Here is a 19846-nt window from a genome sequence, read left to right on the forward strand (position 1 = left end):
CGCGCCGCCCCGCCCCGGCTTGCCCGGCGGCCACCGCCCGCCGGTTACTATCGGGTGTCGCTCTTGCGGGAGCGGCGAGGAGGGCTGTCCGAGCGGCCGATGGAGCCAGTCTTGAAAACTGGTGGGCAGAGATGTCTCTAGGGTTCGAATCCCTAGCCCTCCGCCGGATGAAATGCCTGGTTGGCGGCTAGATCACTCCGCCAGCAGTGGCAGGAGCGGAAGCTCGTCCTCGTCGGTTCGTGCCATCTGCGTGCCATAGCGGCTCTCGGAACCGCCTGCGAGGACCGCGTCGATGCCCGCCGCGATGACCTGTCCGCGCTCCGCGCCGACGTGCTGGTAGAGCATCGCCGCTTTCGCCGTCCGGTGCCCCGCGCGGTCCATCAGCTCGCGCAGGGTCGCCCCCGCCTGGGCCGCCGCGGTCAGCCCGGCGTGCCGGATGTCGTGCGGGTGGAACTGCGTCAAATCGAGGGCCGTCGTCGCCTTCCGCCACTGCCACTGGATCTGACCTCGGGAGATCGGTCGGCCGTCAGGACGAGCGAACAGCGGCGCCTTCCCGAACGACGATGCGCGTGAGTCGAGGTGCTCCCGCATGATGTCGACGACGGTCGCCGGGAGCGTGACTGTCCGCGAGGCTCCGGTCTTCGTCGGCGTCGTGACCTCCTCGCCTCCGACCGTGATCGTCTGCCTCTCGACGACGAGAGTCCCGGTGTCGAGGTCGAGGTCTCGACGCTCCAGCGCGACCAGCTCGCCGACGCGGAGGTGCGCGCCGAACGCGAGGACGAGCAGCGGCCGGTAGTCGGCGGGGTGCTCGGAGACGATGCGGGCGAAGGTGGGCGCGTCGAGGTGCGGTCGCTCCGGGCTCTTCGCGACTCCGGCGCCGACGATGCGGGCGGGGTTCTCGGCGATCAGCCGGTCGTTCACCGCGGTCGTCAGGATCGCCCTCAGGAGCGCGTACGCCTGCCGGAGCCGGGTCTCGCCCGTACCGCCGCGCTTCACGGCCGCAGAGGCCAGGGAGCGGCGGGTGGCGGCGTACCAGGAGCGCACGGTCGGGCCGGTGATCGCGCTGAGCGGCATCGCTTCGAGGCGGGCGAGCTGGTGGTCGAGGATGTCGAGGTACAGCTCGGCCGTGCGGGGTGCGAGCTTGCCGCGGGATCCGCCAGCGGCGATCCAGGCGCGGGCGTACTCGCCGAATGGTCGCGCGCCCGAGCGGTGGTCGATGTAGCTCCCGCGGAGGCGATCGGCCTGCACCGCGGCGAGGTGGTCGAGGGCCTCCCGCTTCGTCACGAACGTCGTCGGCGCGTTCATCGGCCGCCCGGCCTCGTCGGGATAGCGGGCCTGCCAGCGGCCGCTCGGGAGCTTCCTCGTCGACCCGAAGCTCGCCCGGTTCGTCTTGCGAGTGCCGGTCACGTTCGGGCCTTCCGCTTCGGGGTGTAGAGGGGCTTCGACCAGTCGATTGCACGGACCTGCTCCGCGGCGGCGAGCGCTGGTCGAGCCCACCACGGCCCGTGGGGGAGCGGCGCATCTGTGAGGGCGTCCCGGAGCGCGATGGCGCGAGGGGTGGGTGACTGGAGGGCCCCAGTCGTCGGCGGGGCCTCCAGGGCACGTAGGCGCTCGGCAAGCTCGGGGCGCGCCGCCGTCCGGTTCCGGATCGAGCGGATGAGGTGCTCGTACTCCTGCCAGTCGGACCGGATCGAGTTCAACCGCTCGGCCGCTTCCTCGATCATCCGGAGCCCCTCGGCTTCGAGCATCGCCGACTCCGGGAGGAGCAGCTCGGCGAGCGACTTGCGGAAGACCTTGGCGAAACCGATCGCCTCCTGGAGTGTGACGTTCCGGCGACCCGTCTTCGCCTCGGGATTCAGGATCTTCCAAATGCCCACCCGAGACGTCATGACAGGCGGCGTCAGCTGGCTGAGGGCCTTCGCGATCTGCGGTGCGGACCGGCCGTCCTCCTCGAACCACTGTTGTAACCGCGGAGCGATCAACGCGGTGTCGCCGTAGCGGACCAACATCTGATCGAGGTTCTGCCACAGCTCTTCGGTCGCCTTTGCCACGAGCCCTCCGTTCCAAATCGGTCACACGATCGTAGCTCGTTTCGTTGTGCCAACGGAACCGGTCAGGCACAGTCGGTGACAACAGAGACCGGAAGGACCGACCATGAAGAAGCTCAACCCCCTCTCCCCAGAGGAGAAGCTCGACCTCTTGCGGCAGCCCACCATCCGCCCCTCCGAGTGGCAGCGCATCAGCGGCCAGGGCAAGGGCCAGGTGTACGCGGGCATCGCCGACGGCCAGATCCCGAGCATCCGCATCGGGCGCTCGATCCTCCTGCCGACCGCGCCGCTCCGCCGCCTCCTCGGCATCGAGCAGTGACCGGCCTCGGCGAGGGAGCAGAGGGTGGTGATCTCGATGGTTGACGTCAGGCTCCCGGAACGGTGGTTGAACGATCGCCGCATCCTTCTCCTGGGCGCTGAGGACTTCCGGACGTATGTGATCGCCCTGATGTGGGCAGTCGCCAACCGCACCGATGGATCGGTCACCCGGGAAGACCTCGCGCTCATGCCGCGTGTCTCCGATGGGTCGGTGCAGCGCTTCACCGACCTCGGCCTGTGGACGCCAGACGGGCAGGGGTGGCTGATCGACGACTTCTCCACCACCCAGACGAGCAAGCACGATCTCGAAGTGCTGGAGAACGCCCGGCGCCGTGACCGCGAGAAGAAGCAGCGCCAGAGGTCGTCCAGCTCGTCCGGTGGCGAGTCGACCTGTCCCTCCTTCGGGACAGTCCCGGGGGATGTCCCAGGGGATGTGTCCCAGGGACATGACAGGCAGGCAGGAAAGGCAGGCAAGGAGAAGACAGGTTCCACTCTGGAGTCGATGCCACGCACTGCGTCGAAGGCACCGACCTCGACGTCGTCTGTCGCCGCGCCGGTGTCCGACCCGTGGACCGAGCCAGGCCCGTGGGCGGATGATGCTCAGCCTGCGGCGGAGGCCTTGAATGAGCGCGTCTTCGATGACGGCATCCGTCGCCGCGAGGTCGTCGTCGGTAACAAGCACTCGTGGGTGCCCGTCGAGGAGGTGAGCTGATGGCTGGTGTCGCTGTCTGGCCTGCTCGCGAGCCGGGGCGCCCTTACCGGTGGCTGTCCGATCTGACCTCCGATCGGGTCGCTCGGACATGCGGCGTGCACCCGGCGGAGGTGGACGACGCCGGGGTCTGCTCGCTCTGCGTGATCGCGTGGCGGCAGGGTCTGGGCGCTGATGATCCGTTCGCGTGGTCGACCTGCTCCGAGTGCCGCATGCCGGTGCACCCGGCCGTTGATGTCGGCAACGACCTCTGCCCGACGTGCGAACCGGAGTTCATCGGGTCCGCCGGCCTGGTGCTGTCGTGACCCCGTTGCCGCCCTCCGATGTCCGCGCCGATCGCTCGGAGGTCCGCGCTGATGCGCGCCGCGCCCTGCTCGACGACGGGGCTGAGGTCGACAGTCTCCGCTCTGCCGTCGCCTGGCTCGATGCCCGCGCCCCAGTGGTCGCGCGGATTATCCGCGCCGCTCTGATCGATGCGCGTCGTCAGGCCGCGGAGGCGCGCTCGGAAGCGCGCGAACTCCGCGAGCTGGTTCAGCGCTTCGACTCGGCGACCTTCCACTGAGGGCCTCCGAGCGCCCGCTACTCGCTCAACTCCTCGACCTCCCGCAGTTCGACGCTCATATTGCCGCCTGCGGGCTCCTGGGTCACTCCCGGCCCGCTACTCAAACGAAGGAAGGACCTCATGATGACCGATGCAACTCCCCTCGAACAGGCGCAGGCCGATCTCGACGCGCTGGAGCAGCGCATCCGCGATGGCGAGGGGTCGCCCCTCGAACTCGGCGCCGCCCAGGCTCGCGTCGAAGTCGCTCGCCTCCGTGACGAGGGCACCCGCGCTCGCCAGCGCGCCGACCTCGCTCGCATCCGGGCGAACCAGGTTCGGAACGCGAAGCTCGCCGCGCTCGGCCAGCTGCACAACCGCCAGAACCTGCCCAAGGCGTACGACCGCGCTGTCGAGGCGTTCGAGGATCTCGTCCGCGCCGTCGAGAAGCACAACGCCTGGATCGATGACACCGCGAAGGCTCTCGAAGCCGGAGGCGTCCCCGCCCTCGGCTGGGATCGCAAGCGGCCGGAGGGCTTCGACCCCGCTACCCACGCGACCATCGAGGAAGGCGGGATCGTGTCGTCCGTGACCATCGCCGGAGAGTCCAGTCGCCGGGAGATCCCGGGCCTGTGGGCACGCGCCGCGTTCAAGGCGGTTGCGATCCGTCGGAAGCTCACCGACGGTCACGGCGCACTCCTGGAACGCGTGCTCGGCAAGGACATCCCGGACGCTCTCCGCGACCGCTAGCAGCACCGCGACGAAGGCCCCGCGCTCACTCCGAGCCGGGGCCTTCGTGCGTCCGGCGCAGGACACTCATGGGCCAGGACATGTCTCGCGCGCGGGCGCGCGCGAGGCCAGGCCGTGCCCAGCGGCTCATCGTCAGGGCGCTTCACAGAGCCGGTCGAAGAGTGACCAGCCCTCCTTGAGGAGATGGTGGGCGGCGACGAAAGGCTCCGCGATGTGCTCAACATCTCCTCCCGCTGCACCGACGGCGAGGCCCGACAGACGGTCCCCTTTGAAGTTGTGCACGCGCTGGAACAAGCTCCAGCCGAGTACGTGAGCATCGGCGCTCATCTGCCTCCAAAGCAGCTTGATCGCCTCCTGTCGCGCCCGATCTGGGAAGCGGTACTCCACCGCCCAGCGGATGATGTCGGTCTGGCTCAACGCCGCCCGTCCGCGGCGAAGCTCCGTGATGCGAGCGATCCTCTCTCTCGACCACTCCGTCTGGAGGGGAATCTCGCGCCGCTCGTCCTCGCTGAGCTGCATCTTCGATGCTTCCTGGACGTACTTCTGACGCTCCCGGTACATCTCGCCCATCACCATCAGACCTCGCTCTTGACGCTCTGCGGGCTCCCTCGGTGCGAGTAACCAGACCGCCTGCGCCGCTCCGACGAGGGCGCTCCGAAGGACTGTGAAGTGCGCGCTCGGGTACCACTCGCCCGCCTCGACCGCAGTGGCTGCGAGGCGCAGGTGCTCACCCGAGAGGATCAGCGAAAGACGTGCTGTGTCGCTGATCCGATGCGACGAAAAGGGCGCATCATCTGCGGCCAGTTCACTGCCCGGTTGCGGCTCCTCCAGGCGACGTGCGCGCGCCTGCCAGCCCTTGAGATCCGGATAAGTGGCGCGCATCGCACGCAGCGCGTTTTCTGTCGACACGGTCGCCATCCTGGCGCGCTCGAAGCCTTCTGATCGAGCGGCAGACCGTTGTGTCGATTTCGCCCATGGCCGATTCCAACCCTCGCGCGGGCGCGCGCACCCGAGGCTCGCCACCTCAGGACGCCCCGGGCGGACAGGCCGACGAGCAGTCTTCGGGGCTCTCAGCTTTCGTGCCACTCGTGCCATCCGCGTGCCACTAGCAGCAGGTACGGCCCGAGATTCGCCGAGACGGGAAGGGACGACATCCGCGTAGTCCTGCGGATCTCCCCGTCATTCCGTGGTCAATTCGAGCCCGCCGACCTGACTTGAAAACTGGTGGGCAGAAATGTCTCGTGGGTTCGAATCCCACGCCCTCCGCCCATGCCGTTCCTCCCTGCCCTGCTCGATCCGCTGCGTGATCGGGAGCACGACGGCGGGGTTCACCTCCGGCGAGGTGATCCCGTTTCTCCGCGACGCCTGTCGGGCAGGGGCTGGTCCGCCCCGCACCTCCGAGGCATTCTCGCTGTGCCGTTGCGAAGAGATGAGGATCTATGTTACGGTCCCGAGCAATCCGCATTTATCGGGGCCGTCGTGACGGAAAGTCGGCGCGTACTGCGGTCTTTCTGAGGAGGAGCTCATGGCATCACATCGAAGGGGCGTGCTCGCACTGGCAGTGTGCGTAGCCGCGACAACCGTCCTCACCGCGGCGGCCTCATACCCCGACAGTCGTCCCCCCGCAGCCCCGGCGGACACGAGCGACGCGCTCGTCGCGGCGCTCGGCACCGGGGCCGTCGAGAACCAACGCCTCCTGGGTGAGCTGAAGTCCTGGATCCTCGCGCAGCCGGACGTCGACTCCAGCGGCTACATCGACCAGGTGAACGACGCAGAGAACGGGTCGGTCCGGCTCCTCTGGAGCGGCCAGTCGCCCCTGCGGGAAGCCGCTGTCAATCGGGCTGCAGAACTGGGGATCGACGCGGTCATCGAGGAGCGGCCGTACAGCCTCGCCCGGATCGACGAGATCGCGTCGGCGGTGCTCGAGCATGCGGACGACATCACGGCGGCGGGCTTTACGGTGTCGAGTGTCGTCGGCGTGCAGGCCGACACCGCGGGAATCCAGGTCGAGGGGGACTTTGTCCGCGGGCCCGTCAACGATCAGGCTCGGGATAGCCTGCTAGAGAGCGTCAAAACGGTTGTCGCCGGGGTTGCCGGCGTCGCGCTCGACGTCCTCCCCGGGCACGGCGTGTCGACGGCAGGCGGAACGCGCGCCGACTCGACGGCACCGTTCTTCGCCGGGTCCTACATCCAGATGCAAGCCAGTGAATCGACCTGCTCGACCGGCTTCTCGATGAGGGTCAACGGAGTCGACCACGCCACGACGGCGCGGCACTGCGACCCGCGCGGCGACGTCTTCCGGGCGCGCGACGGGAAAGCCATCGTCGGGAGCGGCCTCGTCACCTCCCGCGACGGCGCCATGACCGTCCTGACCGGCCCAGGGACCGGGCGCACGTTCGACGGAGCCTGGAACGACGCGAAGGGCTACAACAAGCGCGTCCACAACCGCTACGACGTGGGCTTGAACGACCGGGTCTGCACCAGCGGCGGCAACTCGGGCGTCCACTGCGGCATCAAGGTCACGGCCACCGCGGTCTACGCGGACGACGGATCGGGGCGCTTCTCGAACGTCCGCGGGGAACAGCAGAATTCGGGCGCGATCGCGGCGATCCAGGGAGACAGCGGCGGTCCCGTCTTCGTGCCCTACGGGGGCGCTCTCAACGGGTATGTGGGCGCTGTGGGGATGATCCAGTTCGTCCAGGACGCCTCGACGAAGGGCTGCGGGTCGGTCCATGATAGTGGCGGCAAATGCAGCCGGACGGTGCTCTTCTCGACGATCGAGACGATCGAGCGCCGCGGCGAGATCGGCGCGACCCTGGTGACAGAGTGACCGTCGACGGACCGCAGCGTTCTCCTGCGCCGCGGTGCACTCTGTATAGGATGGCGCGATGCCCGGGGCCGATCGCCGGCTCCACCTGTGGGCACAACTGACGCCTCGACACCGGGAGACGGATGCGCCGCACGGGCCCCTCGAGACAGACTCGCGACACTCCGCGTGTGCCGCGGCCCTTCGTCCGGCACGGCCGGCAAAAGCGGCACACTCTCGCGCGGACGCTGGTCAAGGGAGCCGCTCTGGTCGGCGGCGTCGGCGTGGTCGCCTCGGTGTCGGTGGTCGCGATCGCGGCGAGCCTGCTCGTGGGGTCGGTGCAACCCTCAGTCGACCTGCACTCGGGTTCCGCCGGGTCGAGCGTCCAGGCCGGAGGCGCCCTGGAGATCGGCGCGCTGGGGGGCGGGTTCAACGTCTTGGTCGTCGGCAGCGACTCGCGCAAGGGCCAGGGCGATGCTTACGGCGACCCCGATGAGGAGACGAGCGTCCTCAATGACGTCAACATGCTGATGCACGTCTCGGCCGACCACAGCAACGCCACCGTCGTCAGCTTCCCCCGCGACATGTACGTCGACATCCCCGAGTGTGCGAATGCGGCGACCGGCGAAACGATCCCCGCTCGCTACGACACCAAGATCAACGAGGCGATGGGCAAGGATGTCAGTCTCGGCTGCGTGGTGGGCGTCGTTGAGGACCTCATGGGCGTCCGGGTCGACTACGGAGCGGTCGTGCAGTTCAACGGCGTGATCGAGATGTCGAACGCGGTCGGCGGAGTCGACGTCTGCGTAGCGACCGAGATCGCCGACCGTTACACCAACACCTACCTCGACCCGGGTGTGCACTCGCTCGAAGGAATGGCGGCACTGCAGTTCCTCCGTAGCCGCCACGGCATCGGCGACGGCAGCGACCTCACTCGCATCAGCAACCAGCAGGTGTTCCTCTCGGCGCTAGTGCGCCAGATCAAGAGTGCGGACACGCTCCTCAATCCGGTCGCTCTCTACGGGCTCGCCAAGGCGGCGCTGGGCAATATGACGCTCTCGACCGAGCTCAACAACGTGAACACGATGGTCCAGATGGGGCTCGCGCTGAAGGACGTCGATCTCGCAAACGTGATCTTCGCGCAGTACCCGACGGGAGCGGCCTCGACGGGCGTGGTTCCGAACCGCTCCGCGGGCGACGTCCTCGCCAGCGCGCTGCAGACCGACCAGCCGATCGCGATCACCGGCGGGACGGGCGCCGGCGCCACCGCCGAGGGCAAGGCAGTCGACGCCGCTGCTCCGGCCGGACCTGCGAGCGCCGACCCGCTCGCGACGGCAGGGGCGACACCGGGCGCTCCTGCGGCGACTCCCGAGGGCGGATCCAAGGTTGCCCTGCCAGACTCGGTGACCGGCCAGAGTGCCGACCAGCAGACCTGCTCGGTCGGATTCTTCGGCTGAGGCGAGGGCGAACGGTGCCACAGGTGCTCTCCACCCCGCGCGCTGACTCCGGGACGACAGGCGTCTCGCAGCCGAGAGAGAGTACGACCCGATGAGCGAACACGCGTCCAGCCGGACCACCGCAGCACGGCATGGTCGCCTGCGCAGGCAGAGCGGTGCGCGGTTCGCTGCTCGGATCCTCGCGGCTTGCGTGGGCGTCGGCGTGCTCAGCGCCGTCTGCATTGTGGCCATCGCCGCCTCGCTGATCGCGGGCAGCGCGCGTCCTTCCGTCGACCTCGGGGCGGGCGGCGGCACGGTCGCGGAGATCGGGGCGATTGAGGGCGGCGTGAACATCCTGCTCGCCGGCAGCGACAGCGCGGACGGATCGGCGGCCGGTGCTTACGGCGACCGAGCCGAGAACCTCAACGACGTCACCATGCTGATGCACATCTCGGCCGATCACTCCACCGTCGAGGTGGTCAGCTTCCCCCGGGACCTGTACGTGCCAATCCCCTCCTGCACCGACCCCAAGACCGGAGCCGTCTCGGGCGCCGTGGACTCGGCGAAGATCAACACCTCGCTCGAAGCGGGCGGGCTGGCCTGCACCGTGAAGACGGTGGAGCAGCTGACCGGTCTGCAGATCCCCTACGCTGCCCTGATCCAGTTCGAGGGCGTCATCGAGATGTCGAACGCGGTCGGCGGAGTAGACGTCTGTGTCGCGTCGCCGATCCAGGACGAGTACACGGGCCTGAACCTCGACGCGGGCACGCACACCCTCGTCGGCGCCGAGGCGCTGGCGTTCCTGCGCACCCGCCACGGAGTCGGCGACGGCAGCGACCTCACCCGCATCTCCAGCCAGCAGGTCTACCTCTCGTCCCTCGTGCGCAAGGTGAAGAGCGCGTCGACCCTGTCGAATCCGGTCAACCTCTACGGCCTCGCCAAGGCGGCCGTCTCGAACATGCAGCTCTCGACCTCGCTCGAGAACGTGAACACCCTGGTCTCGATCGGCCTGGCCGTGAAGGACGTCGATCTCACGAACGTGGTCTTCGTGCAGTACCCGACCTACATCGACGGCAACGGTGTGTATCCGAGCAGGGATGCGGCGGCCGCGCTGAACGCCGCGCTCCTCGCCGACCAGCCGGTCGCCCTGAGCGGCACGACCGGGGGCGGCGCGCAGTCGACCGATCCGGCGGCCGCGGCACCCCAGACGCCTGCCGCGACGCCCCAGGCTCCCGCGACGATCGCGCCCGACGGGCCGGTCACCCTCCCGAGCGACGTCTCCGGCCAGACCGCGCAGCAGGAGACCTGCACGATCGGCCGTTCGCTCTCGGATCAGTAGGAACACGGCCTCCGGGGCTGTCGCCCCAGTCCGGCGGGGAGGCGTGCGCCCGTGTCGCGGGGCCCTCGCGCGTGCGGTTATGATGGTCGTCGTGCGTCCGCCAGCGGGCGCTCAGGAGTCGTCGCATAGTCCGGTCGAGTGCACCACCCTGCTAAGGTGGAGAACCCTTTATTGGGTTCCGTGGGTTCAAATCCCACCGACTCCGCTCCTCCCGAAGGCCCTGCTCACGCGGGACCTTCGTCGTTTTCGACGGCTCACTGGAGCGGCGACGCTCTCGGGCGGGCGGGCTCCCGGAGCGGCTACCCTGATCGGATGTCCAGCCCGATCCTCGACGCTCTGTCCACCCCTCCCGCGCGGAGGGATGTCGCCTCGATCCGCGGGGCGCTCGCCGAGGTCGCGATTGGCGACTCGGTACGCGTCCTCGTCCGCTCGCCGCGCTACGGCCTCTACGGGATCGAGGGGGTCGTCCGACAGGCCGTCGGCGGCGAACTCGTCGTCGCCGACGTCTTCCTCGGGACCGGCACCGAGATTCAGAGCATCGCGCTGGCACCGGAGGCCGACGAGGTCGGCGGCGAGCGCTCGGCAGCGGGCCTCGAGCACGGGGACGCGGTGCGCGTGGCCTTCTCGACGCCTGCGCTGGGGTCGTTCACCATCACGGGCCCGCTGACGGCCGGTGGGCGGGACGTGTTCCTCCTGGTCGGCAGCTGGATCGTGGCCGATGCCGGTGAGCCGGGCCGCCACGTCGACCGCATCGAGCGCCTGACGGAGCTTGGCATCCACGAGAAGCACGTCCCCGGCCGTCGCTCCGCGGTCGAGGAGTAGCGGCTCAGGTTTGGCAGTGCTCAGGTTTGGCAGTGTGGACACCAGTAGGTGACCCGCAGCTGCAACTCGTCGTCCCCGAGTTCGCCGCGTGCGATAGCAGTGCCGCATCGGCGGCAGGGGCGGCGGTTGCGGCCGTAGACCCACAGCTCCTGTCCCGGTCGCAGGTTGCCGGTCGTGGTGCGCTCGGCCCGCTCGCGATTGACGGTGATCAATCGCTTCGCGAGGGCGATGGTGCGCACGAGGTCGCCGCTCTCGCGGACGGGCCGCGTGGGCAGAACGCCACGCAGGAAGCACAGCTCGGCCCGGTAGACGTTGCCCAGGCCGGCCATGATCCGCTGGTCGAGCAGGGCGAGGCCGATCGGCCGCTCGGGGTCGGCGGAGAGGCGGCGCAGGGCCTCGTCCGGGTCCCAGTCGGCGCCCAGCAGGTCGGGACCGAGGTAGCCGACCACGTCCTCCTCGGCCGAGCGCGGCACGATCTCGAGGAGCCCGAGGTCGAAGCCGACCGCCTGCCAGTCCTCGGTCTCGAGGACGATCCGGGCCTGAAACGCGGGCCGGTGCCATGTCGGCCGCTCGCCCTCGCCGCGGGCGTAAAGGTGCCAGCTGCCCTCCATCTTGAGGTGGGAGTGGATCAGCGCGTCACCGACCCGCATCAGGAGGTGCTTGCCGCGGGGGACGACCGCGTCGATCGTCTCGCCGGTGAGGTCGACCGTCGCGTACGTGGGCACGCGGACGTTGCAGCGGGTCAAGACCTCGCCGTCGAGTGCCTCGGCGAGGTTGTGTGCGGACCGGTAAACGGTGTCACCCTCGGGCATGGCGGCTCCTCTCGGCGCTCACGAGCGCATCCTCAGGCCGCGTGGATTGGCGACGAAGCCCGCGGCGACGAGCGCGTCGCCGAAGGGGGTACCGAGCGCGAAGACGCCGTCGATCTTCTCGACGGTCAGCTTCTCGACTCCGCGGGAGCGCACCAGCCGCGAGAGCGCGCCGGCCGCGTCGGCGAGGGCCGAGTCGTTACTGGTGAAGGTGAGGGCGGTCTTGCCGCCACGCTCAAGGTAGACCGCGAGCGCCCCGTCGACCACGGCAACGAGTGCGCCGGCCTTGCGCCCGGGGCGGTGGCCCTCTCCCTGGGGCCACGGCAGCGCCGCGCCAAACGGATTGGCGGGGTCGGTTGCCGCGAGGGCGAGCACCGGACGTGAGCGCTCCTGAACCTCGTCCTGCGGGGCGAAGGTGCGCAGCCGGTCGACGCTGCCCGCCGTGCCGAACTGCGCGGCGCCGAGCTTCTCGATGAAGTAGCCGCGCCTGGCGCGACCCTGCTGCTCGAACCCGCTGAGCACCTTGTAGGCGAGGGCGAAGCCGCCAAGGACGCCCTCGGCCTGCACGGAGCCGCGGGTCACGATCCCGTAGCGCTCGAGCAGGGTCTCGCCGAGCGCGTGTCCGCGGACCGTCGCGTCCGACTCCGCGAGCGGGACGATCGACCAGCGGCCTCCGGCGGTCGGCGGTCCGACCCGGGTCGCCATCGTGGGTCGCGCGGTCATCCGGGCGCGGGCGCGGGCGGGAGCGCGCGGCTGGCGGTGTGCGCCTCCGGTCGAGCCGACGAGCGTGCGGAGCGGGGCGAGGGTGTCGTTGGTCACCAGCCCCTCCCAGACCAGCTCCCACAGGGCCTCGACCAGGCCGGCGTCATCGGTTGAGCCGACCGCGTCGGAGAGCTGGCGGAAGAAGTAGCCGCCACCCGAGCCGAGCACGCCGACGATCTCCTGCTGCAGCTCGGTCAGCGTCGTGGCCTCGACGGTCGGGACGGGCAGGGTCAGCCCGGCCGTGTCGGCGAGGTGCAGGCTCACCCAACCGTCATTGCCGGGGAGGGTGCCCGCGCCGGCCCAGAGGACCTCACCGGTGGCGGTGAGCTCATCGAGCATCGCGGGAGAGTAGTCGCGGACGCGCGCCGGCAGGATCAGCGACTCCCAGGCGGAGGCGGGGATGGGTGCTCCCGCGAGCTGGTCGATCACGGAAGCGACGCCGTCGATCCCGCGGAGGGAGCCGCCGACGTGCTGCCACGCGGGGAGGAACCGGGCATAGGCCGCGGCGTCGACCGGCTCGACCTCCTTGCGCAGCGCGGCGAGCGAGCGGCTGCGCACGCGCCGCAGCACCTCGGCGTCGCACCACTCGGTGCCGGTGCCGGTGGGCCGGAATTCACCCTCCGAGACGCGGCGCTCGCCCGCGAGGCGGCGCAGGGTGTCGGTGACGACCGCGACGCCCAGGCCGAGGCGGATGGCCACCGCAGCGGCGGTGAAGGGACCGTGGCTGCGCGCGTAGCGGGCGACCAGGTCGCCGAGCGGATCGCGGACCGGGTCGATGAACGCGACGGGGACGCCGATCGGCAGGGGTACGCCGAGGGCGTCTCGGAGCCGGGAGGCGTCCTCCATCGCGGCGTAGCGCTGCTCGCCACCGAGGCCCACGGGTAGGACGCGCTTCGCCTTCACGAGCGCCGCGACGTGGGCCTGGAGTACGTCGCGCTCGATCGGGGACGCCTTCGCCATGTCGGCCGAGGCGACCGCCTCGTCGACCAGCCGCTCGCCGAGCTCATCGAGCGTCAGCGGGCCGAGGAGCCGCAGCAAGTCTGCCGCTCCCTCGAGCCCACGCAGGCGCCGCTCCGGCTCGACGCGCTGCAACTCGCGTTCGATCTGCGCCAGGACGGCCGGGTCGAGCAGTTCGCGCAGTTCGGCGCGCCCGAGCAACTCGCCCAGGAGCGTCGCGTCGACGGACAGCGCGGCGGCCCGGCGCTCGGCCAGCGGGCTGTCGCCTTCATACATGAAGGCCGCGACGTAGCCGAAGAGCATCGACCGCGCGAACGGGCTGGCCGTGGGCGTCTCGACCTCGAGGATCCGCAGCTCGCGCCCGTCCAGACGCGCGGTCAGGCGCAGCAGCGCGGGCAGGTCGTAGACGTCTTGGAGGCACTCGCGGACGGTCTCGAGGATGATCGGAAACGTCGGGTAGGTCCGCGCCACGTCGAGCAGTTGGGCCGCCCGCTGCCGCTGCTGCCACAGTGGCGAGCGCTTGCCGGGGTTGTATCTCGGGAGCAGGAGCGCCCGCGCCGCGCACTCGCGGAACCGCGCGGCGAAGAGGGCGGATCCGCCGACCTCGCTGGTGACCAGCTGCTCCAGCTCCTCACGCTCGAAGAGGAACAGCTCGGAGCCGGGTGGCTCCGACTCGGTGTCGGGGATCCGCACCACGATGCCGTCGTCGCCGGCCATCGCCGCCCCCTCGACGCCGTGTCGCTCGCGCACACGGGCGCCGATCGCGAGGGCCCACGGCGAGTGGACCTGCATGCCGTACGGGGAGTGCAGCACCAGACGCCAATCGCCCAGCTCGTCGCGGAAGCGCTCGAGTACCAGCGTGCGGTCGTCCGGGATCTGTCCGGTGGCTAGGCGCTGCTCGTCGAGGAAGGAGAGCAGGTTGTTGGTCGCGTACTCGTCGAGCCCCGCGGCGGTGCAGCGCTCGCGGGCCGTCTCGGCTGCGGCGGCGCCCACCTCGCGGGTGAACGCACCTATCGCCTCGCCCAGCTCGGCGGGGCGTCCCTGCGAGTCGCCCTTCCAGAACGGGAGCCGCCCCGGCTCGCCGAACGCAGGCGTCACGATCACCCGGTCGTACGTGATCTCTTGGATGCGCCAGCTCGTCGCTCCGAGGGCGAAGACGTCGCCGACGCGGGACTCGTACACCATCTCCTCGTCGAGCTCGCCGACGCGGTTGCCGGTGGAGCCGGGCTCGCCGACCATGAAGACGCCGAAAAGCCCGCGGTCGGGGATCGTCCCGCCGCTGGTGACGGCGAGGCGCTGGGCGCCGGGGCGGCCCGTGAGCGTATTTGCATCGCGATCCCAGACCAGGCGGGGACGCAGCTCCGCGAACTGGTCGGAGGGGTAACGGCCGGAGAGCAGGTCGAGGGTCGCCTCGTAGGCGGAGCGCGGCAGCGAGACGAAGGGCGCGCTGCGGCGGACCGTGTCGAACCACTCGTCGACATCGAGGCTCTCGAGGGCGGTGGCGGCGACGGTCTGCTGCGCGAGGATATCGAGCGGGTTCGCAGGCACGGCGATGGCCTCGATCAGTCCGGAGCGCATCCGCTCGGTCGTGACGGCCGAGTGCAGGAGATCGGCGCGATGCTTGGGATAGAACGAGCCTCGCGAGACCTCGCCGACCTGGTGGCCGGCCCGGCCCACGCGCTGGAGGGCACTCGCAACCGAGGGCGGCGTCTCGACCTGAACGACGAGGTCGACCGCACCCATGTCGATCCCGAGCTCGAGGCTCGAGGTCGCGACCACACAGCGCAGCCGACCCGACTTGAGGTCGTCTTCGATGATCGCTCGCTGTTCCTTGCTGACCGAGCCGTGGTGCGCACGGGCCAGCAGCGGCTCCTCGTCGGGGGCGGACTGGCCGGTCCCGCTTGTGCCTCCGGCCGCTCCCATCAGCTCGGCGGGGGTGCGGCGAGCGGAGGAGGAGACCTCGGCCACCAGCGCCCCCACCGAGACGGGCGCGCCCGCCCGCTCCGCTGCCAGCTCACGCCTTTCTGCGGAGATCTCGTTCAGCCGTGCGGTCAGCCGCTCGGCGAGACGTCGGGAATTCGCGAACACGATAGAGGAGGTGTGCGCGAGCACCCGATCGACGATCGACTCCTCGACGTGCGGCCAGATTGATCCGCTCTGCGGGCCGGTGGCCCCCATCGTCGAGCCGTCCTGTGCAGCCGCCGTTCCCAGCTCCGACATGTCCTCGACGGGGACGACCACCCTGAGGTCCCACTGCTTCTCGGACGCGGGGGCCACGATCGAGACGGGCGAGCGGCCGGCGAGGAACCGGGCCACCTCCTCGCGCGGGCGCACCGTCGCCGAGAGGCCGATGCGCTGCACGGGTTGGGACAGCAGCGCGTCGAGGCGCTCGAGTGAGAGGGCCAGATGCGCTCCGCGTTTGGTCGACGCGACCGCGTGCACCTCATCGACGATCACGGTCTCGACTCCGCGCAGCGAGTCACGGGCCGCCGACGTGAGCATGAGGTAGAGCGATTCGGGCGTGGTGATCAGGATGTCCGGCGGGCTTTTCTGCAGTACGCGCCGCTCGGCGGCCGGCGTGTCGCCGGAGCGGACGCCGACCGTGACAGTGGTGGGCGCACTGCCGATCCCCTCCGCGCTCAGCCGTAACGCCGTCTGCGTGACCCCGACCAACGGGGAGCGGAGGTTGCGTTCGACATCGACTCCGAGCGCCTTCAACGGAGACACGTAGAGCACGCGCGTGCGGTGCTGCGGATCCTCCGGCGGCGGGCTCTGCACGAGCCGGTCGATCGCCCAAAGGAAAGCCGAGAGCGTCTTGCCCGACCCGGTTGGCGCGACCACGAGGGCGTGCGCACCGCTCGAGATGGCCGACCAGGCGCCCTCCTGTGCCGCGGTCGGCGCCGGGAACGCGCCCTGGAACCACGCCCGCGTGGCGGGGGAGAAGCGTTCGAGGACATCCGGCATGCACCCATCCTCCCCGCCACCACCGACATTGCCGGGGCCGCGTCCCGACGGGGAAGCCCTTGACGCGCGCGAGAGCGTCGGTCAGGCGAAGCCGAGCCGCACGAAGGTGCTGATATCGGCGAGCTCGGCCTGGCCGACCCCGTGCGCGACCCCCTCGTACACCCGTGCGTCGAGCGCAGTGTGCGTCGGGAACCACGCCGCCGCGTCCTGCACGAACTCCTCCGGGATCACCGTGTCGAGGGTGCCGCGGCCCCAGAACACCGGCGGACGCACGCGCGTGAGCCGCTCGTCCGCGTCGTCGCCCTCGGGCAGCGGCACCACGAATCCGGACAGGGCTACCGCGAAGGCGAAGCGCCCCGGCGCGCGCCGCAGCAGCTGCACCGCGAGCGCCGCACCCTGCGAGAAGCCCAGAAGACCGACCGGCCCCGGATGATCCAGCGAGTCCAGCCACTCGATCACCCCGTCGACCGCAGCATCGACCGCCTCAGGATCGGCGCGCGCCTCGTCCGGTACGAGCGGCACGCGGAGCGGCCACCACGCGTTCGCCCCGCCCCCCAGCACCAGGGGCGCTCGGAGGGAGGCGAGCACCGGCTCCAGCGGCAGGTAGGCGCCGAGCGAGAACAGATCGCCCTCGTGCGAGCCGTAGCCGTGCAGCAGGACCAGGAGGGGCCGCCCCACGCGGTCGCGCTCGGAGGAGGACCACAGCACCGCGTTCGCGTCGATTCCCATCGCACCATCATCCCTCCGGGCGCAGGATTCGCCCGCGCCGGTCTGGCGATCAGCCGCGACGGGTAAGAATGGCACCATGAGCGTGCGCACCCCTGACCCGAACTCCGGGTGGCTGTCCGACGACGAACTCGCCGAGATCCGCCGGCGGCTGCCGCTGCTGTACGTGGAGGCCGTGCCGGTCCGCGTCGACGGACTCGGGCAGGTCACCGAGGTCGGCGTGCTGCTCCGCGCGACCGCCTCCGGCCAGATCACCCGCACGATCGTGTCGGGCCGCGTGATGTACGGAGAGACCCTGCGCGACGCGCTGTTCCGCCACCTCGAGAAGGACCTCGGCCCGATGGCCTTCCCCCTCCTCCCCGCCAGTCCGCTGCCCTTCCACGTCGCCGAGTACTTCCCCATGCCCGGCATGGGTCCGTTCACCGACGACCGCCAGCACGCGGTCTCGCTCGCCTACGTCGTCCCGGTCACCGGCACCTGCGACCCCCGCCAGGACGCCCTTGAACTCACCTGGATGACCCCTGACGAGGCCTGCTCCGACGCGATCTCCGCCGAGATGGAGGGCGGGCGCGGCGCGCTGCTCCGCGCTGCATTGGCGTCCGTCGGCAAGCTGCGCTGAGGGTGCCCGCTGCGGAACGTCCCGAGACGGTGAGGCCGTAGGCCGTGCGGAGCCGCACGGTCCCCCTCCTGATCCGTCGGCGTCCCCTCGCCGGGGCGGTAGCTCCGAGTTCCGCGCTGAGAGGCGTCGTTCGGGCCTGCTCGCACGGGTCTGCGCGTAGCCGACGGATCTCGTCGGCGAGATCTCGCACCTGCTCCTGGGTCCGCGACTTCGACGTCCGATCGTCCTGTGATAGTCGTTCGACGATGTACGAAATACCTCCGTGGCGGTGATCACGGCGTCGGAAATGGCTGCAGCTGCCCCGCCTGGACCCGCCGGTCGTGGGCTGGCCCGGCGGACGGTCTCGAAAGACGTACGCAACCGAGGTTGAGAGCGTCGGTCGGTCCCCTCCGGGCACGTCGATGCTTCTCAACCTCGGTTGCGCACACGTCTTCACGGGAAGGTCCGGTTCCCGGCCGCGAAGAAGCGCCGAGGGCCGCCCCGTTCAGACATCACGCTTCGAGGCGAACAGCTGATCCGCGGGTTAGCGGATCGGCCGAGCCGGTCGTGACCCGCTCTGCACAGCGCGATTGTCTGAACAGCCGACCGCGGCGTGCCGCCGTGCGAGACGGTTCAGCCCTGCGCGCGGCGCCCACCGCGGCGGGCGCCGCCTGCGGACTCGCGGGCGGGCGCGGCCGAGGACGCGCCGCCGGTCGCGGTGCTGTAGAACGAGCGCGATCCGCCCGAGGTCGACGGGGCGCCGGCGGCCGAGCGGCTGCGGCCTCCGCGGGCGCCGCCACGGGCGGGTACCTCTGAGGCAGTGCGGTCGCGGCGGGGGCGGTCGCCTCCGCCGGTCGCGGCACCCGTCGAGCGTCCGCCGCGAGGTGCGGCGGTGCCCTCGGTGCGGGCCGCGCGCTTGCGCTGCGCAGTGGCGCCCTGCGAGCGGCCACCCTGCGACTGGCCGCGAGCGGGCTCGACGACGGCGGTGGGAGTGACGTAGGGCGCGATGTCGCCGACGAGCTTCGCGACCGCGGCGGAGTCGGCCGTCACCTGCTGCGGCGCGACCTGGATCGCGGCCTTGCGCAGGAGCGTCTTCACATCGCTGCGCTGCGTGGGCAGCACGACGGTGACGACATCGCCCTCGCTGCCGGCGCGCGCGGTGCGGCCGGAGCGGTGCAGGTACGCCTTGTGCTCCATCGGCGGGTCGACGTGGATCACGAGCTCGACATCGTCGACGTGCACCCCACGGGCGGCGACGTCGGTGGCGACGAGGACCTTGACGGTGCCGGCGCCGAACGCGGCGAGGTTGCGGTCGCGGGCCACCTGCGAGAGGTTGCCGTGCAGGTCGACAGCGGGGATGCCCTGGCCGGTGAGCTGCTTGGCGAGCTTCTTCGCGTGGTGCTTGGTGCGCATGAACAGGATGCGGCGGCCAGTGCCGGAGGCGAGGGTCTTCACGAGCGCGTTCTTGGCGTCGAGTCCGTCGACCTCGAAGACGTGATGGGTCATCAGCGCGACGGGCGAGTTGGCCTCGTCGACCGAGTGCAGCACCTCGTTCTGCAGGTACTTCTTCACCAGCTTGTCCACGCCGTTGTCGAGCGTCGCCGAGAACAGCAGGCGCTGTCCGCCGCGGGGGGTCTTGTCGAGGATGCGGGTGACGACGGGCAGGAAGCCGAGGTCGGCCATGTGGTCGGCCTCGTCGAGGACGGTGATCTCGACGGCGTCGAGATTGACGAAGCCCTGCTTCATCAGATCCTCGAGGCGACCCGGGCAGGCCACGACGATGTCGACGCCCTGCTTGAGCGCGGCGACCTGGCGCTGCTGCGACACGCCTCCGAAGATCGTGGTGGTGACGATGCCGTAGGCGTCAGCGAGGGGCTGCATGGCGGCCGTGATCTGGGTGGCTAGCTCGCGGGTCGGCGCGAGGATCAGCCCGAGCGGGCGACCGGGGCGGCGGCGTCCGCCGGCGAGAGATCCGCCGAGGCGGGCGATCATTGGGATGGAGAAGGCGAGGGTCTTGCCAGAGCCGGTCTTGCCGCGGCCGAGGACGTCGCGTCCGCCGAGCGTGTCGGGCAGCGTGTCGACCTGGATCGGGAAGGGCTCGGTGATACCACTCGCGGTGAGCGCGGCCACGAGGGGGGCCGGTACGCCGAGAGCGCTGAAGGAGGAGGAGGGGTTCGACATGGAGTGGTGCCTTTCGGGGGCATCATGCCGATCGAGGACGCGCGGGCGGTGGCCGGGGCGCGGGTGATCGGCGTTCGGGCGAA

17 protein-coding genes and 2 tRNA genes are annotated in these 19846 nt (G+C 70.5%); 12 read left to right on the forward strand and 7 right to left on the reverse strand.

What is annotated here, in order from left to right; all coding sequences use genetic code 11:
• Positions 1-78 precede the first annotated feature (78 nt).
• A tRNA-Ser gene (locus C1O28_RS14985) sits at positions 79-163 on the forward strand.
• 29 nt (positions 164-192) lie between these two features.
• On the opposite strand, the gene C1O28_RS01345 is transcribed toward C1O28_RS14985, so the two are convergent.
• Both C1O28_RS01345 and C1O28_RS01350 read right to left on the reverse strand, forming a co-directional pair.
• Positions 193-1407: a site-specific integrase gene (locus C1O28_RS01345; protein WP_102063256.1), complete on the reverse strand. Its 1215-nt coding sequence runs from the start codon at positions 1405-1407 to the stop codon at positions 193-195.
• Entirely contained in the window at positions 1404-2051 is a 648-nt protein-coding gene (locus C1O28_RS01350) for a hypothetical protein (RefSeq protein WP_102063257.1), read from the reverse strand. The genes C1O28_RS01345 and C1O28_RS01350 overlap by 4 nt, the downstream gene beginning before the upstream one ends.
• 103 nt (positions 2052-2154) lie before the next feature.
• Between C1O28_RS01350 and C1O28_RS01355 the strand changes: the two genes are divergently transcribed.
• The 5 genes from C1O28_RS01355 (at position 2155) to C1O28_RS01375 (ending at position 4363) form a co-directional block, all read left to right on the forward strand.
• On the forward strand, positions 2155-2367 hold the full coding sequence (locus tag C1O28_RS01355; protein ID WP_102063258.1) for a hypothetical protein: 213 nt from the start codon (positions 2155-2157) through the stop codon (positions 2365-2367).
• 36 nt (positions 2368-2403) lie between these two features.
• On the forward strand, positions 2404-3078 hold the full coding sequence (locus tag C1O28_RS01360; protein WP_127821392.1) for a hypothetical protein: 675 nt from the start codon (positions 2404-2406) through the stop codon (positions 3076-3078).
• A 110-nt stretch (positions 3079-3188) separates the two neighbouring features.
• Positions 3189-3380, forward strand: coding sequence for a hypothetical protein (locus tag C1O28_RS01365; RefSeq protein ID WP_127821393.1), 192 nt, complete (start codon positions 3189-3191; stop codon positions 3378-3380).
• Positions 3377-3637, forward strand: a complete 261-nt coding sequence (locus C1O28_RS01370; RefSeq protein ID WP_097166336.1) for a hypothetical protein — start codon at positions 3377-3379, stop codon at positions 3635-3637. Before C1O28_RS01365 ends, C1O28_RS01370 begins: the two co-directional genes overlap by 4 nt.
• Positions 3638-3757: 120 nt before the next feature.
• The gene (locus tag C1O28_RS01375) at positions 3758-4363 is read left to right on the forward strand and encodes a hypothetical protein (RefSeq protein ID WP_127821394.1); all 606 of its coding nucleotides are present in this window, start codon (positions 3758-3760) and stop codon (positions 4361-4363) included.
• 132 nt (positions 4364-4495) lie between these two features.
• Here the strand turns inward: C1O28_RS01375 and C1O28_RS01380 are convergent, their stop codons facing one another.
• Positions 4496-5281: a hypothetical protein gene (locus C1O28_RS01380; protein ID WP_097166338.1), complete on the reverse strand. Its 786-nt coding sequence runs from the start codon at positions 5279-5281 to the stop codon at positions 4496-4498.
• A 607-nt stretch (positions 5282-5888) separates the two neighbouring features.
• Between C1O28_RS01380 and C1O28_RS01385 the strand changes: the two genes are divergently transcribed.
• From C1O28_RS01385 to C1O28_RS01405, 5 genes are all read left to right on the forward strand, one after another.
• The gene (locus tag C1O28_RS01385) at positions 5889-7193 is read left to right on the forward strand and encodes a chymotrypsin family serine protease (protein ID WP_127821395.1); all 1305 of its coding nucleotides are present in this window, start codon (positions 5889-5891) and stop codon (positions 7191-7193) included.
• A 167-nt stretch (positions 7194-7360) separates the two neighbouring features.
• Positions 7361-8626, forward strand: coding sequence for an LCP family protein (locus C1O28_RS01390; RefSeq protein ID WP_243392053.1), 1266 nt, complete (start codon positions 7361-7363; stop codon positions 8624-8626).
• Between the two features lie 91 nt (positions 8627-8717).
• A complete protein-coding gene (locus C1O28_RS01395; protein ID WP_097166341.1) occupies positions 8718-9944 on the forward strand; it encodes an LCP family protein in 1227 nt (408 codons plus the stop codon).
• Between the two features lie 114 nt (positions 9945-10058).
• Positions 10059-10149: transfer RNA gene (locus tag C1O28_RS01400), tRNA-Ser, on the forward strand.
• Positions 10150-10256: 107 nt separating this feature from the next.
• On the forward strand, positions 10257-10766 hold the full coding sequence (locus C1O28_RS01405; protein ID WP_097166342.1) for a hypothetical protein: 510 nt from the start codon (positions 10257-10259) through the stop codon (positions 10764-10766).
• A 20-nt stretch (positions 10767-10786) separates the two neighbouring features.
• On the opposite strand, the gene C1O28_RS01410 is transcribed toward C1O28_RS01405, so the two are convergent.
• The 3 genes from C1O28_RS01410 to C1O28_RS01420 form a co-directional block, all read right to left on the reverse strand.
• Positions 10787-11578 (reverse strand): DNA-formamidopyrimidine glycosylase family protein, encoded by a 792-nt coding sequence (locus C1O28_RS01410; protein WP_097166343.1) that lies wholly within the window; start codon positions 11576-11578, stop codon positions 10787-10789.
• 18 nt (positions 11579-11596) lie between these two features.
• Positions 11597-16258 (reverse strand): ATP-dependent helicase, encoded by a 4662-nt coding sequence (locus C1O28_RS01415; RefSeq protein ID WP_097166344.1) that lies wholly within the window; start codon positions 16256-16258, stop codon positions 11597-11599.
• An 81-nt stretch (positions 16259-16339) separates the two neighbouring features.
• Positions 16340-16987 (reverse strand): alpha/beta hydrolase, encoded by a 648-nt coding sequence (locus C1O28_RS01420; protein WP_097166345.1) that lies wholly within the window; start codon positions 16985-16987, stop codon positions 16340-16342.
• A gap of 76 nt (positions 16988-17063) precedes the next feature.
• Here C1O28_RS01420 and C1O28_RS01425 point away from each other — a divergent pair, with 76 nt between their 5' ends.
• Positions 17064-17603 carry an NUDIX hydrolase family protein gene (locus tag C1O28_RS01425; protein ID WP_097166346.1) on the forward strand — a complete coding sequence of 180 codons (540 nt, stop codon included), beginning with the start codon at positions 17064-17066 and terminating at the stop codon, positions 17601-17603.
• Between the two features lie 612 nt (positions 17604-18215).
• On the opposite strand, the gene C1O28_RS01430 is transcribed toward C1O28_RS01425, so the two are convergent.
• The gene (locus C1O28_RS01430; RefSeq protein WP_097166347.1) at positions 18216-19763 is read right to left on the reverse strand and encodes a DEAD/DEAH box helicase; all 1548 of its coding nucleotides are present in this window, start codon (positions 19761-19763) and stop codon (positions 18216-18218) included.
• Positions 19764-19846 lie beyond the last annotated feature (83 nt).

Source organism: Rathayibacter rathayi, from assembly GCF_004011095.1.
Taxonomy (GTDB): domain Bacteria; phylum Actinomycetota; class Actinomycetes; order Actinomycetales; family Microbacteriaceae; genus Rathayibacter; species Rathayibacter rathayi.